This is a genomic window from Brassicibacter mesophilus (assembly GCF_050433385.1).
GTDB classification, from domain to species: domain Bacteria; phylum Bacillota; class Clostridia; order Tissierellales; family Proteiniboraceae; genus Brassicibacter; species Brassicibacter mesophilus.
Map to the genome: position 1 here is coordinate 1 of NZ_JBNPXI010000030.1, position 17,623 is coordinate 17,623.

Below are 17,623 nucleotides of genomic sequence, written 5' to 3' on the forward strand. Positions count from 1 at the left end.
TGAACAATGTGAAAGCCAGCGTCTTTAGGCGCTGGCCGGTAACAGCCCCTTATAGGGGCAGAGCAAACCACCCGTTAGACGGGTGGTGCTGATTTAGTCATGATTTTTCACTAATATTCCATTCAAAATATAAGATGGGAGGTCTAAAAATGAATATACATGAATATCAGGCAAAAGAATTACTGAGAGGTTATAAAATACCAGTACCTAGAGGTGAAGTGATCCATAAGGCAGAAGATGCTGAAAGGGCTGCTTGGGAAATTGAAAGTAATGTAGCAGTAGTAAAAGCTCAAATTCATGCAGGAGCCATCATCTCAGGAGGTAAAGGAACAGCTGTGGAAAAGGTAGAAACGATGAAAAACTGCGGAATACACATAGCAGAGAATCCAGCGGTTATTGGTGAAGTTTTAGTTAAAGTATTAAAAAATAACAATCTTTGGAGGAGTGAATATGAGGATTAATATTAAAAGATTCATACTTATTAATCTTGGTATAACAATTATGGCATTAGGATTATATTATTTTTTAATTCCTGCAAAATTAGCTGTAGGGGGAGTAACAGGACTTGCTATGGTCATAAATAAAGTAGTTCCCAGCATTCCAATAGGAGTATTGATGATGATATCAAATATTATTCTTTTTACCTTAGCCTTTCTAATAATAGGAAAAGATTTTGGAGCATATACAATATATTCGAGCTTTTTATTATCAGGGGTAATATATATACTAGAAATCATAAGTCCTATGAATAAACCAATAATAGATGATCTAATGATAAACTTAATCTATGGTATTATCATACAAGGAATTGGTATGGCGATAATTTTCTACCAAAATTCCTCTACTGGTGGTACTGATATTGTAGCAAAGATAATAAATAAGTTTTTTCATTTAGAGATTGGTAAAGCATTACTCATATCTGATTTTATTATAACAGTATTAGCAGGACTAATTTTTGGTGTTAAACTCGGATTATATGCATTATTAGGAGTTGCTATTAATGCTTATGTAGTTGACAATGTGATAGCAGGGTTTAATACTAAAATGAATATTGTAATTATCAGCAACAAAAGTAAAGAGATAAATAATTATATAATTGATGAAATAAAAAGAGGAACTACCTTATATTTTGCTGATGGAGGGTTTTCGAAAAATAAGAAAACTATAATAAGTACTATTGTTGAAAGAAAACAGTATATTAGAATAAAAAATTATGTTCAACACATTGATCCAAATGCGTTTATATCTGTAGGATTTGTTCATGAAGTATTAGGAGAAGGGTTTAGCTTTAATTCTTGAAATCCTAGGTACAAAACTATAGAGGTAAATGAGTTTGTTAAGAAGAACAAGTCTATCTCGTTTTTTTATAAGAAAATTAGAGAATGACAAAAAAATATTAAGAGAAATGATTACAGGAGATGCATTGATGCATAATCCATCAACTAAAAATTCATTTTACAAATTGAAAATTCAGGAGCTAGATACTAGAAATGTAAGTCTGACTGTGTGAAAGTAAAGAAGACAGGACTAATTATCCTGTTTTTTTTGATACTTGATATAAAAGCTTGTTTTATAGTAAGATGGAACTTTATTAAGATTTATACGTCTGAATTAATGATATACTAACAATACCACTATTTTATGATAGGAGATGATTAAAATAACTAACAAAAAAGTGATTCTTGCTACGATTTTAGCATTATCAATTGCCATACAAGTAGGTTGTAGTAACATAAATAATGAAAAGGGTAATGCAAATGGAGGCTTGTCAAACTCAGGGACAGTAGTGACTGAAGAAAACAAACAACAAAACGATGAAAAAACAGTTATAGATGATTTTTATGTTCTAATCAATAATAATGATGCGATGACTAGAGTTATTAAGTTTATAGATAACAATATTTCCCTTGTTTCAGAAGAGAATGCGTCAATTATGGTTGATAAACTAATGGAGTTGCAAAAAAATTATCTTTCTAATCTAGAAGAGAAATTCTATGTAAATGACATTCAGCAAAGGTTTTTAGACGAAAATAAGTCTGTATCTGATCTAAATCAAATCAATAGTATAAACGATACTGAACTTAAAAAGCTATTATCAGAAGTAAGAGAAAATGGATTTAAAGTTGAAGCAGCAGAGGGAGAATATTTTCCTATTATTGACTATGAGTTTTATATGAAATACAGTAGCTTTGTAACATCTGATAACAAGGGATACATAGAGATAATGGCTGATGAATCATCACAAATTCCTGCTAAGGATGCTGGACTAGTAATTGGCTGGGACGAAGTATTAGATAGAGCATTAAACCAGGAAAAATTTATAAATGAATATCCAGATTCAGATAAATTTAATGATATAAAAACACTTCATAAGCGTTATGTTTATTTTTTATTCTATGGTACTGACAATACACCGCTTTTCAGCTATGATACGAAAACATTTGTTACTGATGCTAGAGAGGCATATACAAAGGCTATAAGTAATAATATTGAAAGTGAATTACTGAAATCTTTAAAAGGATTTCTTGAGACTTTAGAAAATAGTGAATACAAATTAACTAAAAATGTAGAGAAATATAGAAATAATGTATTTAAAAATTTGACAAAATAGTATAGTAACAAAATATAAAACGGCAAATTGTCGTTTTATTTATTTATAAACTTTTACCACATTATTATGTAAAAAATAGAACCTTTTAAATTAGCTAGATATGATATCATATAGATACAGAGACAACCAAATTATAAAAAATTGCCACATTATATTATATGCAGAGGTGTAGCATATGGATTATATACCTGACGCACGTTGTTGGGAAATAGTAAATGTTTTATTAAATGCGGGTAGTCCTCTTACAATTGATAAAATATCAAAAGAACTAAATGTATCAAACAAGACAATCCGAAACGATTTAAAGAATATTGAAGAGTATTTTGATACAAAAGCCCTTGGCAGGATTGTAAAAAAGCCGGGTGTTGGAATATGGATTGAGACAGATGTTAAAGGAAAACGTTTAATTGAGAAGATGATTGATAAAAGTGTTATGTATATCCAGCCTTTTTCTACCGAGCAACGAAGATTGTACATTATAAAGAGACTTCTTAGAGCTAACAAACGTATTACAATGCAACAACTGGCTGAAGAACTTTATGTAAGTAGAATAACTATATATAAAGATTTAGAGGAGGCTGAAGATTGGCTACTGAAATATGGACTAAAGCTAAATAGAAAACAGAAAAGTGGGATAGAAGTAACTGGAGATGAAAAGGAATGGAGAAAGGCCTTAGCAGATTTATTAGTAATACTTAAGCATGCTGAAAACACACATTTGTTTAAGACTGATAAAGTAAAAGGATTAAGTAATACAAGATTAAGCTCACAAAACTATATACAGTTAAAAGAATTGATTCCGGATATTGACATACAAAAGATTGAAGATACGCTTGTAGAAGTAGAAAAAAAGTTAGAAATAGTATTTACAGATGAATCATTTAACAGCTTAGTATCACACATAGCAATTAGCTTAAAGAGAATATTTCAAAATAAAGCTATACAATTCAAAGAAGAGCTAACACAGGTAGTTAAACAAAATGAGCAATATAATGCAGCAAAATATATATGCTCTAGGCTAGAAAAAGAATTTAGGATAACAATACCTGAATCTGAAATCTATTATATATCTATTCATATTATGGGAGCTAAGAAACAATATAACTATGATAAGGATATAATGCACGATGTACTGCAAAATATTGATCCAAATATTGTGAGTTTATCTAAAGAGATTATATCTTTAACTGGAAGCATCTTATCTGTAGACTTTAGCAATGATAAAAAGCTATTTACTGGACTTCTATTGCATTTGCAGCCAGCTGTAAACAGACTAAGGTTTGGGCTTAGTTTAAGAAACCCATTACTTGGAGACATAAAAAGTAATTACCCTAGTGTTTTTGGGGCCGCTTGGGCTACGAGTGTTCTGTTTGAAAAATACTTAGGAGTTAAGGTTAATGAAGAGGAAATAGGGTATATAGCTATACACATAGGTGCAGCTTTGGAACGCATAGATGCTAATATTAGAGCAATTATCATATGTGGAAGTGGTATAGGAACCTCTCAGCTAGCTGCTATAAGGCTAAAGAAAGCAATGAATGACCTTGAAATAATTGATATTATATCAGCCAAGGATATAGAAAAGATAAGTGAAAAAAGCTTTGACATTGTTATTACTACAATTCCATTTGAATTCAATAATAAGCCAACAATTCAAGTCAATCCACTTATAATGGACAGAGATATAGATGAGCTTAAAAGGTTCATCAATAATATAAAAAATACACGAAAATTTTATTAAAATTAAGGAGGCAATAAAATGTATAAAACAGATGTTATTTTAAAGAATGAGACAGGATTACATGCGAGACCTGCAAGTCAGTTTGTATCTATTTCATCAAAGTACAGTTCAAATATTGTAGTTTTTAAAGATGGTAAAGAGTACAATGCAAAAAGCATTATGGGTATTTTAAGTATGGGAGCTGGCAAAGGATCAAAATTGACTATACAAGCTGAAGGAAAGGATGAAAAAGAAGCCGTAGAAGCTTTAAAGGAATTAGTTGATAGTAACTTTGGTGAATAGGAGGTTTTTTATGATGAAAGGCATAGGTGTTTCACCAGGAATTGCAATAGGGAAAGTGCTTATTAAAAATGAATCTACAATTGAAGTGGTAAAAAAAAGTATATCTGATGCCAAAAATGAACTTAAAAGATTGACAGATGCAAAAAACAAAGGCAAAGATCAAATAGACGAGCTCTATACACATACATTAGAGAATATCGGCCAAAACGAAGCGCAGATATTTGAAGCACATAAAATGATACTTGATGATCCAGAATTTTTTGGACAGATTGAAGATAAAATTCAGAGTGAACTTGTTAATGCTGAATGGGCATTAAAAGAGATAACTGATATGTTTGTTAATATATTTGAGAATATGGATAATGAATATATGAAGGAACGTGCAGCTGATGTAAGGGACGTGTCGAATCGAATCTTAAGGATACTATTAGGGATCGAATTGACTGACTTTTCAGTACTAGATGAAGATGTTATTATTGTAGCTGAAGACTTAACACCTTCTGATACAGCGCAAATGGATAAAAACAGAGTTATAGGGTTTATCACAGAAATAGGAGGAAAAACAGCCCATTCTGCTATAATGGCTAGAACACTAGAAATACCTGCCATTGTTGGTGTGGAAGGAATAACTGATAAAGTATCTAGCGGAGAATTAGTAGTTTTTGATGGAGAAGCAGGTGAATTAATTCTTAATCCTGACGATAAAACTGTTAGTGAATTTCAGGTAAAGAAGAAGAAATATGAAGATTTTAAAAATAGTTTGAATGAATTAATAGGGTCTAAGAGTATTACAAAAGATGGTCATCTAGTAGAGCTAGTAGCTAATATAGGAACACCAAAGGATGTAGACGGCATTATAAAAAATGATGGTGAAGGTGTAGGGCTGTATAGAACAGAGTTTTTATATATGGACAGAGATAAACTTCCAACTGAAGAAGAGCAGTTTGAAGCTTATAAAGAGGTTGCAGTAAGATTATCTGGCAAACCTATTGTTATAAGAACTTTGGATATTGGCGGAGATAAAGAATTGCCTTATCTTGAGCTTCCTAAAGAGATGAATCCTTTTTTAGGGTATAGAGCTATTAGATTGTGCTTAGATAGAACTGATATATTTAAGACACAGCTAAGAGCATTATTAAAAGCCAGTGCATTTGGGAATATAAAAATAATGTTTCCTATGATATCAAGTATTGAAGAACTAAGACATGCGAAGAAAATGCTTGAAGAAGTAAAGGAAGAATTAAGAAAAGAAGCTGTAAGTTTTAATGAAGCTATTGAAGTAGGAATAATGATAGAGATTCCATCTGCAGCAATAATGTCAGACCTTTTCGCTAAAGAAGTAGACTTTTTCAGCATTGGTACAAATGACTTGATACAATACACTACTGCAGTAGATAGAGGAAATAGAAAGATATCACATTTATACAATCAATTCCATCCAGCATTACTCAGATTGATAAAAACTGTTATTGATAATGGACACAAAGAAGGAATATGGGTAGGAATGTGTGGTGAAGTTGCTGGTGATCCAAAGCTTATCCCAGTACTTTTAGGCATGGGTCTAGATGAATTCAGCATGAGTTCAATATCTATTTTAAAGGCAAGGTGGATAATTAAAAATACATCAAAAGAAGAAATGGCAAGAAAAGTAGAACACATTATAAATTTGCCTACTGCAGAAGATGTGGAGCGATACATCGAAGAAAATATTGTTAACTAACAAAAGAATTATAAAAGATTACCCCCTTAAAAACTATCGAAGACCTAGTTGCCTCGATAGTTTTTTTAGCTTTTTGGAACAATTATGTAAAAAGTACTTGACTTTTTTCGACTACAAATGTAGACTATAAATACAAACTACGAATGTAGTCGAAAAGGAGGTGAAAATGATATGAAGAAGTCAATTCAAATATCAGATGCTGAATGGGAGATTATGGAGGTTTTGTGGAATGAAAGTCCTCAGGCATCAAAAGATATCATTACCAGGATTCAGAAATACAATGATTGGAAGCCTACTACAATTAAAACACTTATTTCTAGACTAGTGGATAAAAACATACTAGACTATGAAAAAAAAGGGAAACTTTATTATTACTACCCAACACTAGAAAAAGAAGAGTGCATGAAGATTAAGAATAAGAATTATTTGAAAAAATTCTATAATGGTGGGCTAAAGGCAATGCTTGCTAGTTTCCTTGATATGGAAGAATTATCAAATGAGGATATCGATGAAATTAAAGCAATCTTAGAACAAAAGAAAGATTAAAGGGGAAGTTTTCATGTTATATGCATGTGTGAGATTATTCTATAGCGTGCTTGATATTTCAATAAAATCAAGCTTTTTAATCTTAGCAATTCTAATAGTAAGAAAAGTATTTGGGGAAAAAATAGGAGCTAAAAATCAGTATTACCTTTGGATTTTGTTGATAATCAGGCTAGTTATGCCTAATGTACCTAATAGCAGCTTTAGTTTTTTTAATATGTTTGCTAAGCCTAAAGTTAGCTCTATTCTAAAAAAGCATTACTATATTTATGACCAAAAAGATATTGTTGATTGGTTGAGTACATCTAGTAATCTAATGAGTTCTAATACTCAGCTTTTCTCGTTAGAATATATTATACCTATTGTATGGGTTTTAGGCATAGTGGCATTAACTACATATATGATATTATCGAATATTCGATTTAAGAATGCTGTTTATAGCTGTAAAATAGAAGCAGGTGAAGAAATTAATATGATGCTTAGGGAATATAAGAAGAAATTTAACATAACTAAAGCATTAGAAATTTACAAAAGTACTATTATCAATTCACCGTGCTTATACGGATTGTTTAGACCTTCTATTTTTATACCAGAAGATATAGAAGAAAGAATCGATAAAGATGAAATGAAATTTATTATTTCTCATGAATTGGCTCATTTTAAAAGAAAAGATATTCTACTTTATCTAGTAATATATATGTTACAGATTATATATTGGTTTAACCCAGTGATTTTATATGGGCTGTCCAGAATGAGAAACGACTGCGAAGCTGCTTGCGATGCTAAGGTACTTTCACTATTTGAAAGAGATGAAAGAAAAGAATATGGTTTAAGTATAATTCATTTTTTAGAAAAAAGTAAAAAAAGTCTAGATGTTGTACTTACAACAGAGTTCGTAAATACTAAACATCACTTAAAAGGGAGGATAAAAATGATAAAATCATTTAAAAAGAATTCATATAAAGTGTCTTTTATAACTGTATTAGTACTTGTGTTGATTGGAGGGCTATTTCTAACCAATGCTAATTCTGAATCTTATAAAAGCGAGGAAGCTCCAGAAGAAAGTATTGAACAAACATCTTTGAATATAAATGATGAGAATGCAGCTGAAGAGAAGATATCTTATGAAAAAATGGTATGGCCAGTTCCAAGCTCAAATAAAATTACTGCTCCTTTTGGAAAAAGAATACACCCTATAAAGAAAATAGAAAAAATGCATACAGGGATTGATATTCCTGCTGAGTTAGGTGAATCTATAATTGCCTCTGCAGATGGAAAAATTATTTTCTCAGGAGAAGAAGGAGGATATGGTAAAACAATAATTATTGACCACGGAAATGGTTTTGCTACAATGTACGCCCACTGCTCTGAGCTGCTTATGCAAAAGGATGAGGAGGTATCTTCAGGTACACAAATCGCAAAGATAGGCAAAACTGGTTTGAGCACAGCAACTCATCTTCACTTTGAAGTAAGAAAAGATGGAGAAGTCGTTAATCCACTAGATTATGTAAACAATAAACAATAGCTTAGCTTATCAAAGAAATACATTTTTTAATTAAGCTCAACATGGCTGTGAAAAGAAAGACCTAATGCCATATGTAAAAAGTTTACTAATAGAAAGCAAGCATTAAGATTATTTTGTAAATATTGATTCTCGAAGTGAAACAATTTATTAAGGGTCCAGAATTATTCTGGACCCTTCTATTCACTTTTTGCCACATTAATAGTGAAACGATTTCCTGTTTCGATTTCTAGATTATCCTTGAATAAATACAGTGTTAATGGTATATATATTACAACAAACGCAAACGATAGATATTCACATTTGATACTATAATGTGGCAAGGAAGTGAATAGCATGTTAGATGAAAGAAAGGTAAGGATTATTCAATATTTATTGGAGCAAGACGATTTTATTACAATTAAAGAAATGGCAATAAAATTTGATGTAAGCTTAAGAACGATAAGGTATGATCTAGACTCATTAGATAATTGGCTTACTGAAAATGGCTTCAAGCAACTGGTTAGGCTTCCAAGAAAAGGAGTATTTATTGAATCAAACTTAGAAAAAAGAGCTTTGATTAAGGATAAGATTGTTAACAATGACTTCTATTCATATGTTCTTTCACCAGAAGAAAGAAGAGAGCTTGTTTTACTAAATATACTTAAAGGAAATGGACCTGTAAATCTTATAGAGCTTGCAGAAAAAACATATGTAAGCAAAACAACAATTGCAAATGATCTAGATGATATTAGTAACTGGTTAAAAAAATACCATATTAAGCTTATACGTAAAAAAGGATATGGAGTATATGTTGAAGGAGCTGAAGAAAACAAAAGAAATGCGATTAGTTCTTTGCTAAAGGAGCTTGCAAGTCCAGATATGGAAAGATACAGTAATCAATCTATTGAAAAATACATTGATTCTTTGAAAGCATGGCTTCCAAACATTGATCTGTATTTTATTAAGAGTGAGATAGAACGTGCTCAGCAAAAACTGAACATAAGATTCAGTTATGAGGGATTCGTAAGCTTATTATCTCATCTTGCATTAGCTATTGAGAGAGTTTCCCTAGGAAAAGATATATTGATAAGCAAGAAACAATTGCATGAGCTTATGTCTAAAGAGGAATTTGCCATAGCTAAGAGCATAAGCGAGAATATTTCGAAATTCTTCAATATAAAAGTTCCTTTAGATGAAACTGGATACATTACTTTACATTTGATTGGAGCGAAGCTAAGTGATGTAGGTGATCAAGATAAATATTTTAGAAAAAACAGTGAACTCTTATTAACAATTGACAAAATGATAGAAAGCGTAGAGAGAGATTTAAGTATAGTCTTGATGAATCATATATCTCTTAAAAAGGATTTATATATTCATCTCATGCCGACTATTCATAGGCTAAAGTATAACAAGCCTCTACAGAATCCGCTCTTACATGAGATAATTTCTAAATACAAAGATATATTTGATGCTTGTAGTAAAGCTAAAGGATATTTAGAAAAGAAATTTGGAATTCAAGTAAATGATCATGAAGTTGCTTATATAGCCATGCATTTTGGCGCAGCTGTTGAAGCACAAAAACCAACAATAAGTAAAAATACAAATATTTTATTAGTATGTGCAAGTGGGATAGGTACATCAAGATTATTAAGAGCAAAGCTATTATCATACTTTAGATCATTCAATATTATAGATACAGTATCATATCAAGATGTGGATAGTTTTACGGATTCTAATGAGATAGATTTAATTGTATCAACTATACCAATAAAGAAAACAAAAGTTCCGGTTGTTACTGTTTCTCCTTTGCTGGATAAAAGAGATATAGATATACTATCAAGTTATTTAATGTTCAATGGAAACTACAATAATATTAAGTATGATAAAGCAAGTTTTATTATGGATGTTATGGACGTAATATCTAAGCATTGCAGAATAGAAAACTTTGATGAGCTTCAGACTGACATAACATCACTTTTTAATAATATTAATAGGTTGTATAGCTCGCAAAGTTCATGGTCGTCAAAAAATATACTACACGAAGAAAATATACAGGTTGGAGTTGAATGTCATACTTGGGAAGATGCTATATTTAAAGCTGCGAAACCACTACTTGAAAATGGTTTTATTGATGAGAAATATATAGACTGTATTTTTGAAAAAATTAAGCTGTATGGACCGTATATGGTTATAGCTCCTGGTATAGCAATGCCTCATGCAGGAGTAGAAGATGGTGTATACAAAACTTCACTATCTATCATGACCTTAAAAAAACCAGTTAAGTTTAATCATAAGAAAAATGATCCAGTGCATATGGTGATTTTTTTAGCAGCTACTGACAATTACACCCATATTGAAACACTTACACATCTTTTGACCATATTGTCTGTAAAAGAAAATATAGAAAAAATAAAAGCTTCATCAGATCCAAATGAGATATATGAAATACTTAAATTACAGGAGGAATAATTATGATAAATGAATTTGTAAGACCTGAGACAATAGCAGTTAATGTTAAAGCTGACTGCTGGAAGGATGCAGTAAGGAAAGCAGGAGATTTATTACTTTCTTCAGATACCATAGAAGAAAGATATATAGATGCAATGATTGAAAAGGTTAAAGATTTAGGACCTTATATAGTAATAGCACCTCAAATTGCTATGCCTCACGCGAGACCAGAGGATGGTGTTAAGCGTACTTCCATAGCAATAATGACACTAGAAAATGGGGTTAATTTTGGGCATGAAAAAAACGATCCTGTAAAACTACTGATAGCATTAGCAGCAGTTGACAATAAAGCACATATTGAAGCACTAGCTAAACTAATGGAAGTTCTAGGAGACCAAAAGAAGCTAGATAATATATTAGACAGTAAGTCCAGTAAAGAGTTATATGGATATTTACTTTAAATGAGAGGAGGGGAAAATATGTTGAAGATATTTACTGTATGTGGAGCAGGAGTAGGAAGCAGTATGATGTTAAAGGTTTTTACTCAGCAAATATTAGCAAAGGAAAATATAGAAGCAAAGGTTGATGCTACTGATATTGGATCGTTAGATCCAAATGGAGCAGATATAATTGTTACAACTTCTGATTTCGCAAATGTTATAAGAAACACAACAGCTGTAATAATAAAAATAGACAATCTTACAGACAGAGAATATTTAAAGGAACAATTATTAAAAGCTGTAAAAAGCATAAACAAATAAAAAGCTAGATAGGAGGTTACCATATGAAAGACATTATAATGTACCTTATATCAAATGTACTAAGTGAAGCAGCATTTTTAATTGGTATTGTTGCTTTATTAGGTCTAGTAGTACAAAAGAAGAAATTCAGTGATGTTGTAGCAGGTACAGTTAAAACTATGGTTGGATTTTTGCTTATATCTACTGGAGCTCAAAGCATGGGTATGACTTTACTTCCTATACAGCCTATGTTACAACATGTATTTGGCATGGAAGCTCAAGTCGCTGATATTGGCGGAGCTATAGGAGCAAGTATGGCCGCTTTTGGTGCATCTGCTACATTAATATTCGCACTAGGCTTTTTAGTCAACGTTTTACTTGCAAGATTTACTAGATTTAAATATATACATCTTTCAGCTCATGTTTCATTCTTTTACGCAGGACTTATAGCTGCACTTCTAACAGTAGGAACAAATTTATCACCTGTATGGATAACTGTGATTGGCTCAATATTATTAGGGGCATATTTAACATTTACATGTGCTTATATTGCACCACTTATGAAGAATGTTCCTGGTGGGGAAGGATTTACTCTAGGACATTCAAGCTCAATAGGATGTTTAATATCTGCAAAGGTTGGTAAAATAGTTGGTAATAAGGATAAAAGCTTAGAAGATGTCAAGCTTCCTAAATATTTAGGTTTCTTAAGAGAAACAACTATTGCATTAAGTGTTATCATGACAATTATATTCTTAATTGTTTCATTAATTGCAGGGCCTAAATTTGTTATGGAAAACGTTAGTGGAGGAAAGGACATAGTAATATTTTCAATACTCAATGGTTTAACGTTTGGTGTATGGATAACAGTAATTATCACTGGAGTTCGTATGATGCTTTCTGAAATTGTACCAGCTTTTCACGGTATTTCAGATAAGATAGTTCCAAATGCAATACCTGGATTAGATATACCATTATTATTTCCAAACCATCCTACTTCCGTTATAGTAGGATTTCTAACAAGTCTTATTGCAAGTTTAATTGGTATGTGGGTATTAGGATTAGTAAAGTATCCTATTATAGTATTCCCAGCTTTAATACCAACTTTCTTTACTGGTGCAGTTACAGCAATATTTGGTAACTCTACAGGTGGGAGAAGAGGAGCTATTGCAGGCTCATTTATCAATGGATTAATTCTGATATTTGGCCAGGCTTTCTTGATTCCTTATATAGGAGGATATGAATCAGTTATGAGGGTACTTTGTGAAACAGACTATGCTTTCTTTGGACCTATAATTGGTTGGATATTGGGGTTAATAGGATAATGACTAATATAGAAAGAGTTTTTAAAAATAATAAAAAATGTATTACCCTCTATTTAACACTTGGCTATCCAAATAAGGAAGAATTTTTTAAGCATGTCGATATTCTTGTTGAAGAAGGAGTGGATATTCTAGAAATAGGGATACCAGTAGAAAATCCCTGTCTAGATGGGAAAACTATTGCTGACACTCATTCTAAGGTTATAGAAAATGGTTTTACTGAAGGAATACTAGTAATGTATTTATTGGAAATACGTAACAAATATCCTGACCTTCCTATTGCTGTAATGTCATATAAAGAAGGCATAGACAAGTATAGTTTACTTGATAAAAACAATCTTTATGATGTCATGCTATGTCCAGATCAGTTTATAACAACTGAAAACGATAATGTAAGCTTAATCCAAATATATAATGAAGAGATGTCTGAACAAACAATCAGAGAAAGATTAGAAAACAATAAAGGATTTGCTTATGTAATGTCAGGGGTTGGTACAACTGGAGGAAAAGGTGAATTGCCAGATGCGTATACTAATACAATTGAAAGAATAAAGAGTATAACTGATATACCTATACAAGTAGGATTTGGAATATACAGTCCTGACCAAGTTAAGACAGTACTTCATAATGGAGCAGATGGAGCAATAATTGGAAGTGAAATTATCAGAATTATAAACAATAATTGTGAAGATGAATTAAGAGAATATGTTGGATCGATAGCAAAAGCTAGAGGGTAACCTCTAGCTTTTGTTGTTTATATGATTTGAATATGACTAAAGTTATATATTAGAACTCTAATCTCCTATTTTTATGACTAAAATAATTACTTTTGAGATATGGAAAATAAATGAAATAAAGATATAATTTAATTAATACTAGTATTAATTTTCAAATATATTTACGGAAGGAGTAAAACATGTCAAATAAGAAAGCTATTTTAAAGGTAGAGAATTTAACTAAATCATATGCTATAAGAAAACAGGAGTCTATTGTAGCGGTAGATAATATATCTTTTAAAGTAGAAAAAGGAGAAATATTAGGCATATTGGGACCAAATGGCGCTGGAAAGACCACAACTATTAAGATGATTTGCAGCCTGGTAAGGCCCGACAAAGGAAATGTTTTGATTGATGGTATAGATAATTTTGCTTATCGCAATAAAGCTTTAAATAAAATTAGTGCTGTTTTAGAAGGAAATCGTAATATCTACTGGAGGTTAACTGTAAGAGAAAATATAGAGTTTTTTGCTGCACTTAAGGGAAGTGATTCTAGAAAATTTAATCGCGAAATAGATTACTATATTAATCTATTTGATTTAAAAGATAAAGAAAATGAAGTCGCTAAAAATTTATCTAGAGGAATGCAGCAAAAGCTAGCAATAGCTGTAGCTATGGTTAGTCAAAGTGAAGTAGTTATTTTAGATGAACCTACATTGGGGTTGGATGTAAATGCTTCTTATGAAATCCGAAAATTGCTTAAGAAACTAGCTAAGGAGGATGGAAGAACAATAATACTGACAACTCATGATATGAATGTAGTACAAGATATATGTGAGAGGGTTATTATAATAAATAGGGGTAAAATCATAGCTAACGACAAGGTTAAAAATTTAATGAAGATATTTGAGGTTAAGGCATATGATTTTCAAATAAATGGATTACTAAAAAACTATCAAAAAGAACAGCTAACTCAAATTCCACACTTACAAATACAAGAGGAAGCTATGGAGACAAGGATTACACTGAAATTAAATGATTGTCATATTTTCTATAAAGTTATTGATATCTTAAAGAGTGAAGATTGTGTTATTAATTCAATTAATAGCAAGGAACTCAATTTTGAAAAGGTATTTATGGAAATTGTTGAAAGGAGTGTAAATATTGAAGAGAAAAATACTGCTATGTAAAGCTTCTTTTAAAAAAGAAATTATATTCTTTAAAAGATATTTATTTAATTCATTAGGCCGATTTCTTACTTTATATTTGTACTTTTTATTGATGTTTGCAGGATATAAAGGGCTAACAGGAAGTTCAGCAAAATACGGCGGAGTACTAGAAGGATTAGTTGTTGGATATACTTTATGGATATTGACTACAAGTGTTTATGAGGAAGTAGCCTATACTATACTTACGGAAGCCAGAGAAGGTACATTAGAACAGTTATACATGTCCATTCATGGTTTTGGATGGGTTATGGGAATGAAAATGTTAGCAAAAATAATCATAGAAATATTTTTTGTATCAGTAGTATTATTTGTTTTAATGCTTACAACAAATAAGTACCTAAACTTAGATGTAACATCTCTTGCCATTATAATATTCTTCACTTTATTAAGTGTTCTTGGCATAGGTTTTATATTTGGGGGGCTTGCATTAATTTTTAAGCAAATAAGCAGTTATTTGCAAATTGTCACCTTTGGTTTTATCGGACTTATTGCTGCTCCAGTTAGTCAAATACCGAATATTGAATATTTACCAACCACTTGGGGCAGCAGCTTGATTTACGATGTTATGGTTAGTGGAAAATCAATTATGGAATTTACTTTTAATGAAGTTGGATTATTAGCGGCTGTAGGTTTTGTGTATTTGTTTTTAGGATATGGAATTTATAAACTTTGTGAAAGGATAGCAATGAATAAAGGACTGTTAGGGCACTATTAAAAAAGCACAAATACCGATGGATTACTTGAAAATGTATTTTATAGGTTTATTTTTTTTGGTACAATAAGGTAAAGGCCACAGAGAGGAAGATAATATGAGTAAACTTGATAGATTTAGCTTTGTTCTAAGAAAAATTGTATTGTTTGTAATATTTACAAATATTATTTTCCGCTATAAAGATGTACCTAAATTCATGGCAGTATACTTGACTATATTCATCTGCCTAATAGTGAATGATAATTTACGGCTCAGAAGTTTTTTAGGTGATACAGAGGAAAGGTATATAATTTCTTTAACTATTTCAACTATTGGTAGTATAGTATTATGTTATTTAGCTCATGGTTATGCTCAGGTGTATATTACTATAATTATGTATGAACTAGTAGTATTTACGGATTATAAAGTAAGTAAACTTTTAATAAAATTACAAATTACTGCCCTATTTTGGTATATAATGAGAGATGTTTTCAATGAAAGTATCTTAGAGATTTTCAATATTTCATTTTGGCAAGAAAATGGTGTGGATTTGTCTATGATTTTAATCTCTTTTTCATTTTATATTCTTCTGTTGTACTTTATTAAATTTCAAACGACGGAAAAACGAAAATTCCAAAGTATTAACAACGAGCTTAATGAATCCTATAAAAAGCTTCAGGAATATTCAGCAGAGATAGAAAAATTAATTGTATCCAAAGAAAGGAATAGGGTTGCTCAAGAAATACATGACTCTATAGGTCATTCATTAACTGCATTAATAATGCATTTAGATTTAGTAGAAAAAATGCTAGATAAAGATATTCAGAAATCTAGAGAGATAATAATTAGGACTCAAGACTTGGCAAGAAACAGTATGAAGGAAGTAAGAAAGGCGGTATATGCATTGAAGGAAGAGCCTATATCCAATGGATTGATGAGTTCTTTAAATGAACTTAAATGTAACTTAATTATAAGCGAAGGCATTGAAATATATTATGATATTGAGGATAATATTGAAACTCTATCTCCTGGGTTAAAAGATGTATTATTCAAGACAATTAAAGAGAGCTTTACTAATGGTATCAAGCATGGTAAGGCGACTGAATTCAAAGTTAAAATATTCTGTCTAGAAAACTCTTTAATACTAGAGATAAAAGATAATGGAAAAGGCTGCAGTAAAATAAATGAAGGCAATGGACTACAAGGAATAAAGAACAGGGTAAATGTTCTTAATGGAGAAGTTGAATATTTAAGCAAGGAAGAAGAAGGATTTATAATAATTGTGACAATCCCAATAAAGGAGCAGGAATATGAAAAAGATAAAGTTAATGCTTGTTGATGATCAATCCTTAATCAGAGAAGGCTTAAGTATGTTATTGAGCTTTTGTGATGATATTGAGATGATAGGAGAAGCATGCAATGGTAAAGAAGCGATTGAGCTTTCAGATAGATTATCACCTGATGTTGTGCTTATGGATATTAGGATGCCTGTAATGAATGGAGTTGAAGCAACTAAGATAATCAAAGAGAAGCATCCTAATATTAAAATAATAATATTAACTACATTCAATGAAGATGAGTACGTTTTTGAGGGACTTAAAAATGGGGCTGATGGGTATATTTTAAAAGATATTAAATCTGAGGAAATGATTAAAGGTATAAAAACAGTATATAGCGGAAATGTTCTTTTGCAGCCAGAAGTTGCAACTAGATTAGTAAAAGTATTTAATAATACAGATTTTCAGCATAGAAATGGAATTGAAAAAGCTATTGAGATAAAGGGTGCGTTTGAAAAACTGACACCAAGAGAAACAGAGATAGCACTGCTGGTGGGCAAAGGCAAAAATAATAAAGAGATCAGTAAAGAGCTGTACATAACTGAGGGAACTGTTAAGAATCATCTATCCAAAATACTCGAAAAACTAGAGCTAGATAATAGAACCCAATTAGCCTTATATGTTAATAAAAGTAATATATGAAAATGGTTGTGAAGAGAACTAAAATGATCGTAAAAATTATATAAAAAATTGGAAAAGTATTATTTGAAACATGTAAAGTATTTGATATACTTTTATA

The 17,623-nt window shown here is 31.0% G+C and carries 18 protein-coding genes; all 18 read left to right on the forward strand.

Annotation, left to right across the window (positions count from 1 at the left end; translation table 11 throughout):
- Window positions 1–149 precede the first annotated feature (149 nt).
- The 18 genes from HNR33_RS20310 to HNR33_RS20395 all read left to right on the forward strand — a co-directional run bounded on the left by HNR33_RS20310 (window position 150) and on the right by HNR33_RS20395 (window position 17,526).
- A complete protein-coding gene (locus tag HNR33_RS20310) occupies window positions 150–461 on the forward strand; it encodes an ATP-grasp domain-containing protein (RefSeq protein ID WP_429087221.1) in 312 nt (103 codons plus the stop codon).
- Entirely contained in the window at window positions 451–1,299 is an 849-nt protein-coding gene (locus HNR33_RS20315; RefSeq protein WP_429087224.1) for a YitT family protein, read from the forward strand. Before HNR33_RS20310 ends, HNR33_RS20315 begins: the two co-directional genes overlap by 11 nt.
- Window positions 1,300–1,333: 34 nt before the next feature.
- On the forward strand, window positions 1,334–1,510 hold the full coding sequence (locus tag HNR33_RS20320; RefSeq protein ID WP_429087227.1) for a hypothetical protein: 177 nt from the start codon (window positions 1,334–1,336) through the stop codon (window positions 1,508–1,510).
- A gap of 141 nt (window positions 1,511–1,651) precedes the next feature.
- Window positions 1,652–2,611, forward strand: coding sequence for a hypothetical protein (locus tag HNR33_RS20325; RefSeq protein ID WP_429087230.1), 960 nt, complete (start codon window positions 1,652–1,654; stop codon window positions 2,609–2,611).
- A 175-nt stretch (window positions 2,612–2,786) separates the two neighbouring features.
- Window positions 2,787–4,352, forward strand: a complete 1,566-nt coding sequence (locus tag HNR33_RS20330) for a BglG family transcription antiterminator (RefSeq protein WP_429087232.1) — start codon at window positions 2,787–2,789, stop codon at window positions 4,350–4,352.
- A gap of 18 nt (window positions 4,353–4,370) precedes the next feature.
- Complete coding sequence (locus tag HNR33_RS20335) at window positions 4,371–4,634, forward strand: HPr family phosphocarrier protein (RefSeq protein WP_429087234.1); 264 nt, start codon at window positions 4,371–4,373, stop codon at window positions 4,632–4,634.
- A gap of 10 nt (window positions 4,635–4,644) precedes the next feature.
- On the forward strand, window positions 4,645–6,354 hold the full coding sequence (gene ptsP / locus HNR33_RS20340; RefSeq protein WP_429087237.1) for a phosphoenolpyruvate--protein phosphotransferase: 1,710 nt from the start codon (window positions 4,645–4,647) through the stop codon (window positions 6,352–6,354).
- Window positions 6,355–6,525: 171 nt separating this feature from the next.
- On the forward strand, window positions 6,526–6,900 hold the full coding sequence (locus tag HNR33_RS20345; protein WP_429087240.1) for a BlaI/MecI/CopY family transcriptional regulator: 375 nt from the start codon (window positions 6,526–6,528) through the stop codon (window positions 6,898–6,900).
- Between the two features lie 13 nt (window positions 6,901–6,913).
- On the forward strand, window positions 6,914–8,422 hold the full coding sequence (locus tag HNR33_RS20350; RefSeq protein ID WP_429087243.1) for a M56 family metallopeptidase: 1,509 nt from the start codon (window positions 6,914–6,916) through the stop codon (window positions 8,420–8,422).
- Between the two features lie 333 nt (window positions 8,423–8,755).
- A complete protein-coding gene (locus tag HNR33_RS20355; protein WP_429087246.1) occupies window positions 8,756–10,873 on the forward strand; it encodes a BglG family transcription antiterminator in 2,118 nt (705 codons plus the stop codon).
- Between the two features lie 2 nt (window positions 10,874–10,875).
- Window positions 10,876–11,313 carry a PTS sugar transporter subunit IIA gene (locus HNR33_RS20360; RefSeq protein WP_429087249.1) on the forward strand — a complete coding sequence of 146 codons (438 nt, stop codon included), beginning with the start codon at window positions 10,876–10,878 and terminating at the stop codon, window positions 11,311–11,313.
- An 18-nt stretch (window positions 11,314–11,331) separates the two neighbouring features.
- Window positions 11,332–11,613: a PTS sugar transporter subunit IIB gene (locus HNR33_RS20365; protein ID WP_429087252.1), complete on the forward strand. Its 282-nt coding sequence runs from the start codon at window positions 11,332–11,334 to the stop codon at window positions 11,611–11,613.
- A 23-nt stretch (window positions 11,614–11,636) separates the two neighbouring features.
- On the forward strand, window positions 11,637–12,914 hold the full coding sequence (gene ulaA, locus HNR33_RS20370) for a PTS ascorbate transporter subunit IIC (protein ID WP_429087254.1): 1,278 nt from the start codon (window positions 11,637–11,639) through the stop codon (window positions 12,912–12,914).
- A complete protein-coding gene (gene trpA / locus HNR33_RS20375) occupies window positions 12,914–13,648 on the forward strand; it encodes a tryptophan synthase subunit alpha (protein WP_429087257.1) in 735 nt (244 codons plus the stop codon). The genes ulaA and trpA overlap by 1 nt, the downstream gene beginning before the upstream one ends.
- Window positions 13,649–13,827: 179 nt before the next feature.
- Complete coding sequence (locus tag HNR33_RS20380; RefSeq protein WP_429087259.1) at window positions 13,828–14,817, forward strand: ABC transporter ATP-binding protein; 990 nt, start codon at window positions 13,828–13,830, stop codon at window positions 14,815–14,817.
- Window positions 14,792–15,571 (forward strand): hypothetical protein, encoded by a 780-nt coding sequence (locus tag HNR33_RS20385; RefSeq protein WP_429087262.1) that lies wholly within the window; start codon window positions 14,792–14,794, stop codon window positions 15,569–15,571. The genes HNR33_RS20380 and HNR33_RS20385 overlap by 26 nt, the downstream gene beginning before the upstream one ends.
- Before the next feature lie 94 nt (window positions 15,572–15,665).
- Window positions 15,666–16,886, forward strand: coding sequence for a sensor histidine kinase (locus HNR33_RS20390; protein WP_429087265.1), 1,221 nt, complete (start codon window positions 15,666–15,668; stop codon window positions 16,884–16,886).
- Entirely contained in the window at window positions 16,858–17,526 is a 669-nt protein-coding gene (locus tag HNR33_RS20395) for a response regulator transcription factor (RefSeq protein ID WP_429087268.1), read from the forward strand. The genes HNR33_RS20390 and HNR33_RS20395 overlap by 29 nt, the downstream gene beginning before the upstream one ends.
- The last annotated feature ends 97 nt before the right edge of the window (window positions 17,527–17,623 follow it).

Coding starts and splice junctions, on each gene's coding strand:
- HNR33_RS20310 (WP_429087221.1), top strand. CDS start 150: ATGAATATACATGAATATCAGGCAAAAGAATTACTGAGAGGTTATAAA.
- HNR33_RS20315 (WP_429087224.1), top strand. CDS start 451: ATGAGGATTAATATTAAAAGATTCATACTTATTAATCTTGGTATAACA.
- HNR33_RS20325 (WP_429087230.1), top strand. CDS start 1,652: ATGATTAAAATAACTAACAAAAAAGTGATTCTTGCTACGATTTTAGCA.
- HNR33_RS20330 (WP_429087232.1), top strand. CDS start 2,787: ATGGATTATATACCTGACGCACGTTGTTGGGAAATAGTAAATGTTTTA.
- HNR33_RS20335 (WP_429087234.1), top strand. CDS start 4,371: ATGTATAAAACAGATGTTATTTTAAAGAATGAGACAGGATTACATGCG.
- ptsP (WP_429087237.1), top strand. CDS start 4,645: ATGATGAAAGGCATAGGTGTTTCACCAGGAATTGCAATAGGGAAAGTG.
- HNR33_RS20345 (WP_429087240.1), top strand. CDS start 6,526: ATGAAGAAGTCAATTCAAATATCAGATGCTGAATGGGAGATTATGGAG.
- HNR33_RS20350 (WP_429087243.1), top strand. CDS start 6,914: ATGTTATATGCATGTGTGAGATTATTCTATAGCGTGCTTGATATTTCA.
- HNR33_RS20355 (WP_429087246.1), top strand. CDS start 8,756: ATGTTAGATGAAAGAAAGGTAAGGATTATTCAATATTTATTGGAGCAA.
- HNR33_RS20360 (WP_429087249.1), top strand. CDS start 10,876: ATGATAAATGAATTTGTAAGACCTGAGACAATAGCAGTTAATGTTAAA.
- HNR33_RS20365 (WP_429087252.1), top strand. CDS start 11,332: ATGTTGAAGATATTTACTGTATGTGGAGCAGGAGTAGGAAGCAGTATG.
- ulaA (WP_429087254.1), top strand. CDS start 11,637: ATGAAAGACATTATAATGTACCTTATATCAAATGTACTAAGTGAAGCA.
- trpA (WP_429087257.1), top strand. CDS start 12,914: ATGACTAATATAGAAAGAGTTTTTAAAAATAATAAAAAATGTATTACC.
- HNR33_RS20380 (WP_429087259.1), top strand. CDS start 13,828: ATGTCAAATAAGAAAGCTATTTTAAAGGTAGAGAATTTAACTAAATCA.
- HNR33_RS20390 (WP_429087265.1), top strand. CDS start 15,666: ATGAGTAAACTTGATAGATTTAGCTTTGTTCTAAGAAAAATTGTATTG.
- HNR33_RS20395 (WP_429087268.1), top strand. CDS start 16,858: ATGAAAAAGATAAAGTTAATGCTTGTTGATGATCAATCCTTAATCAGA.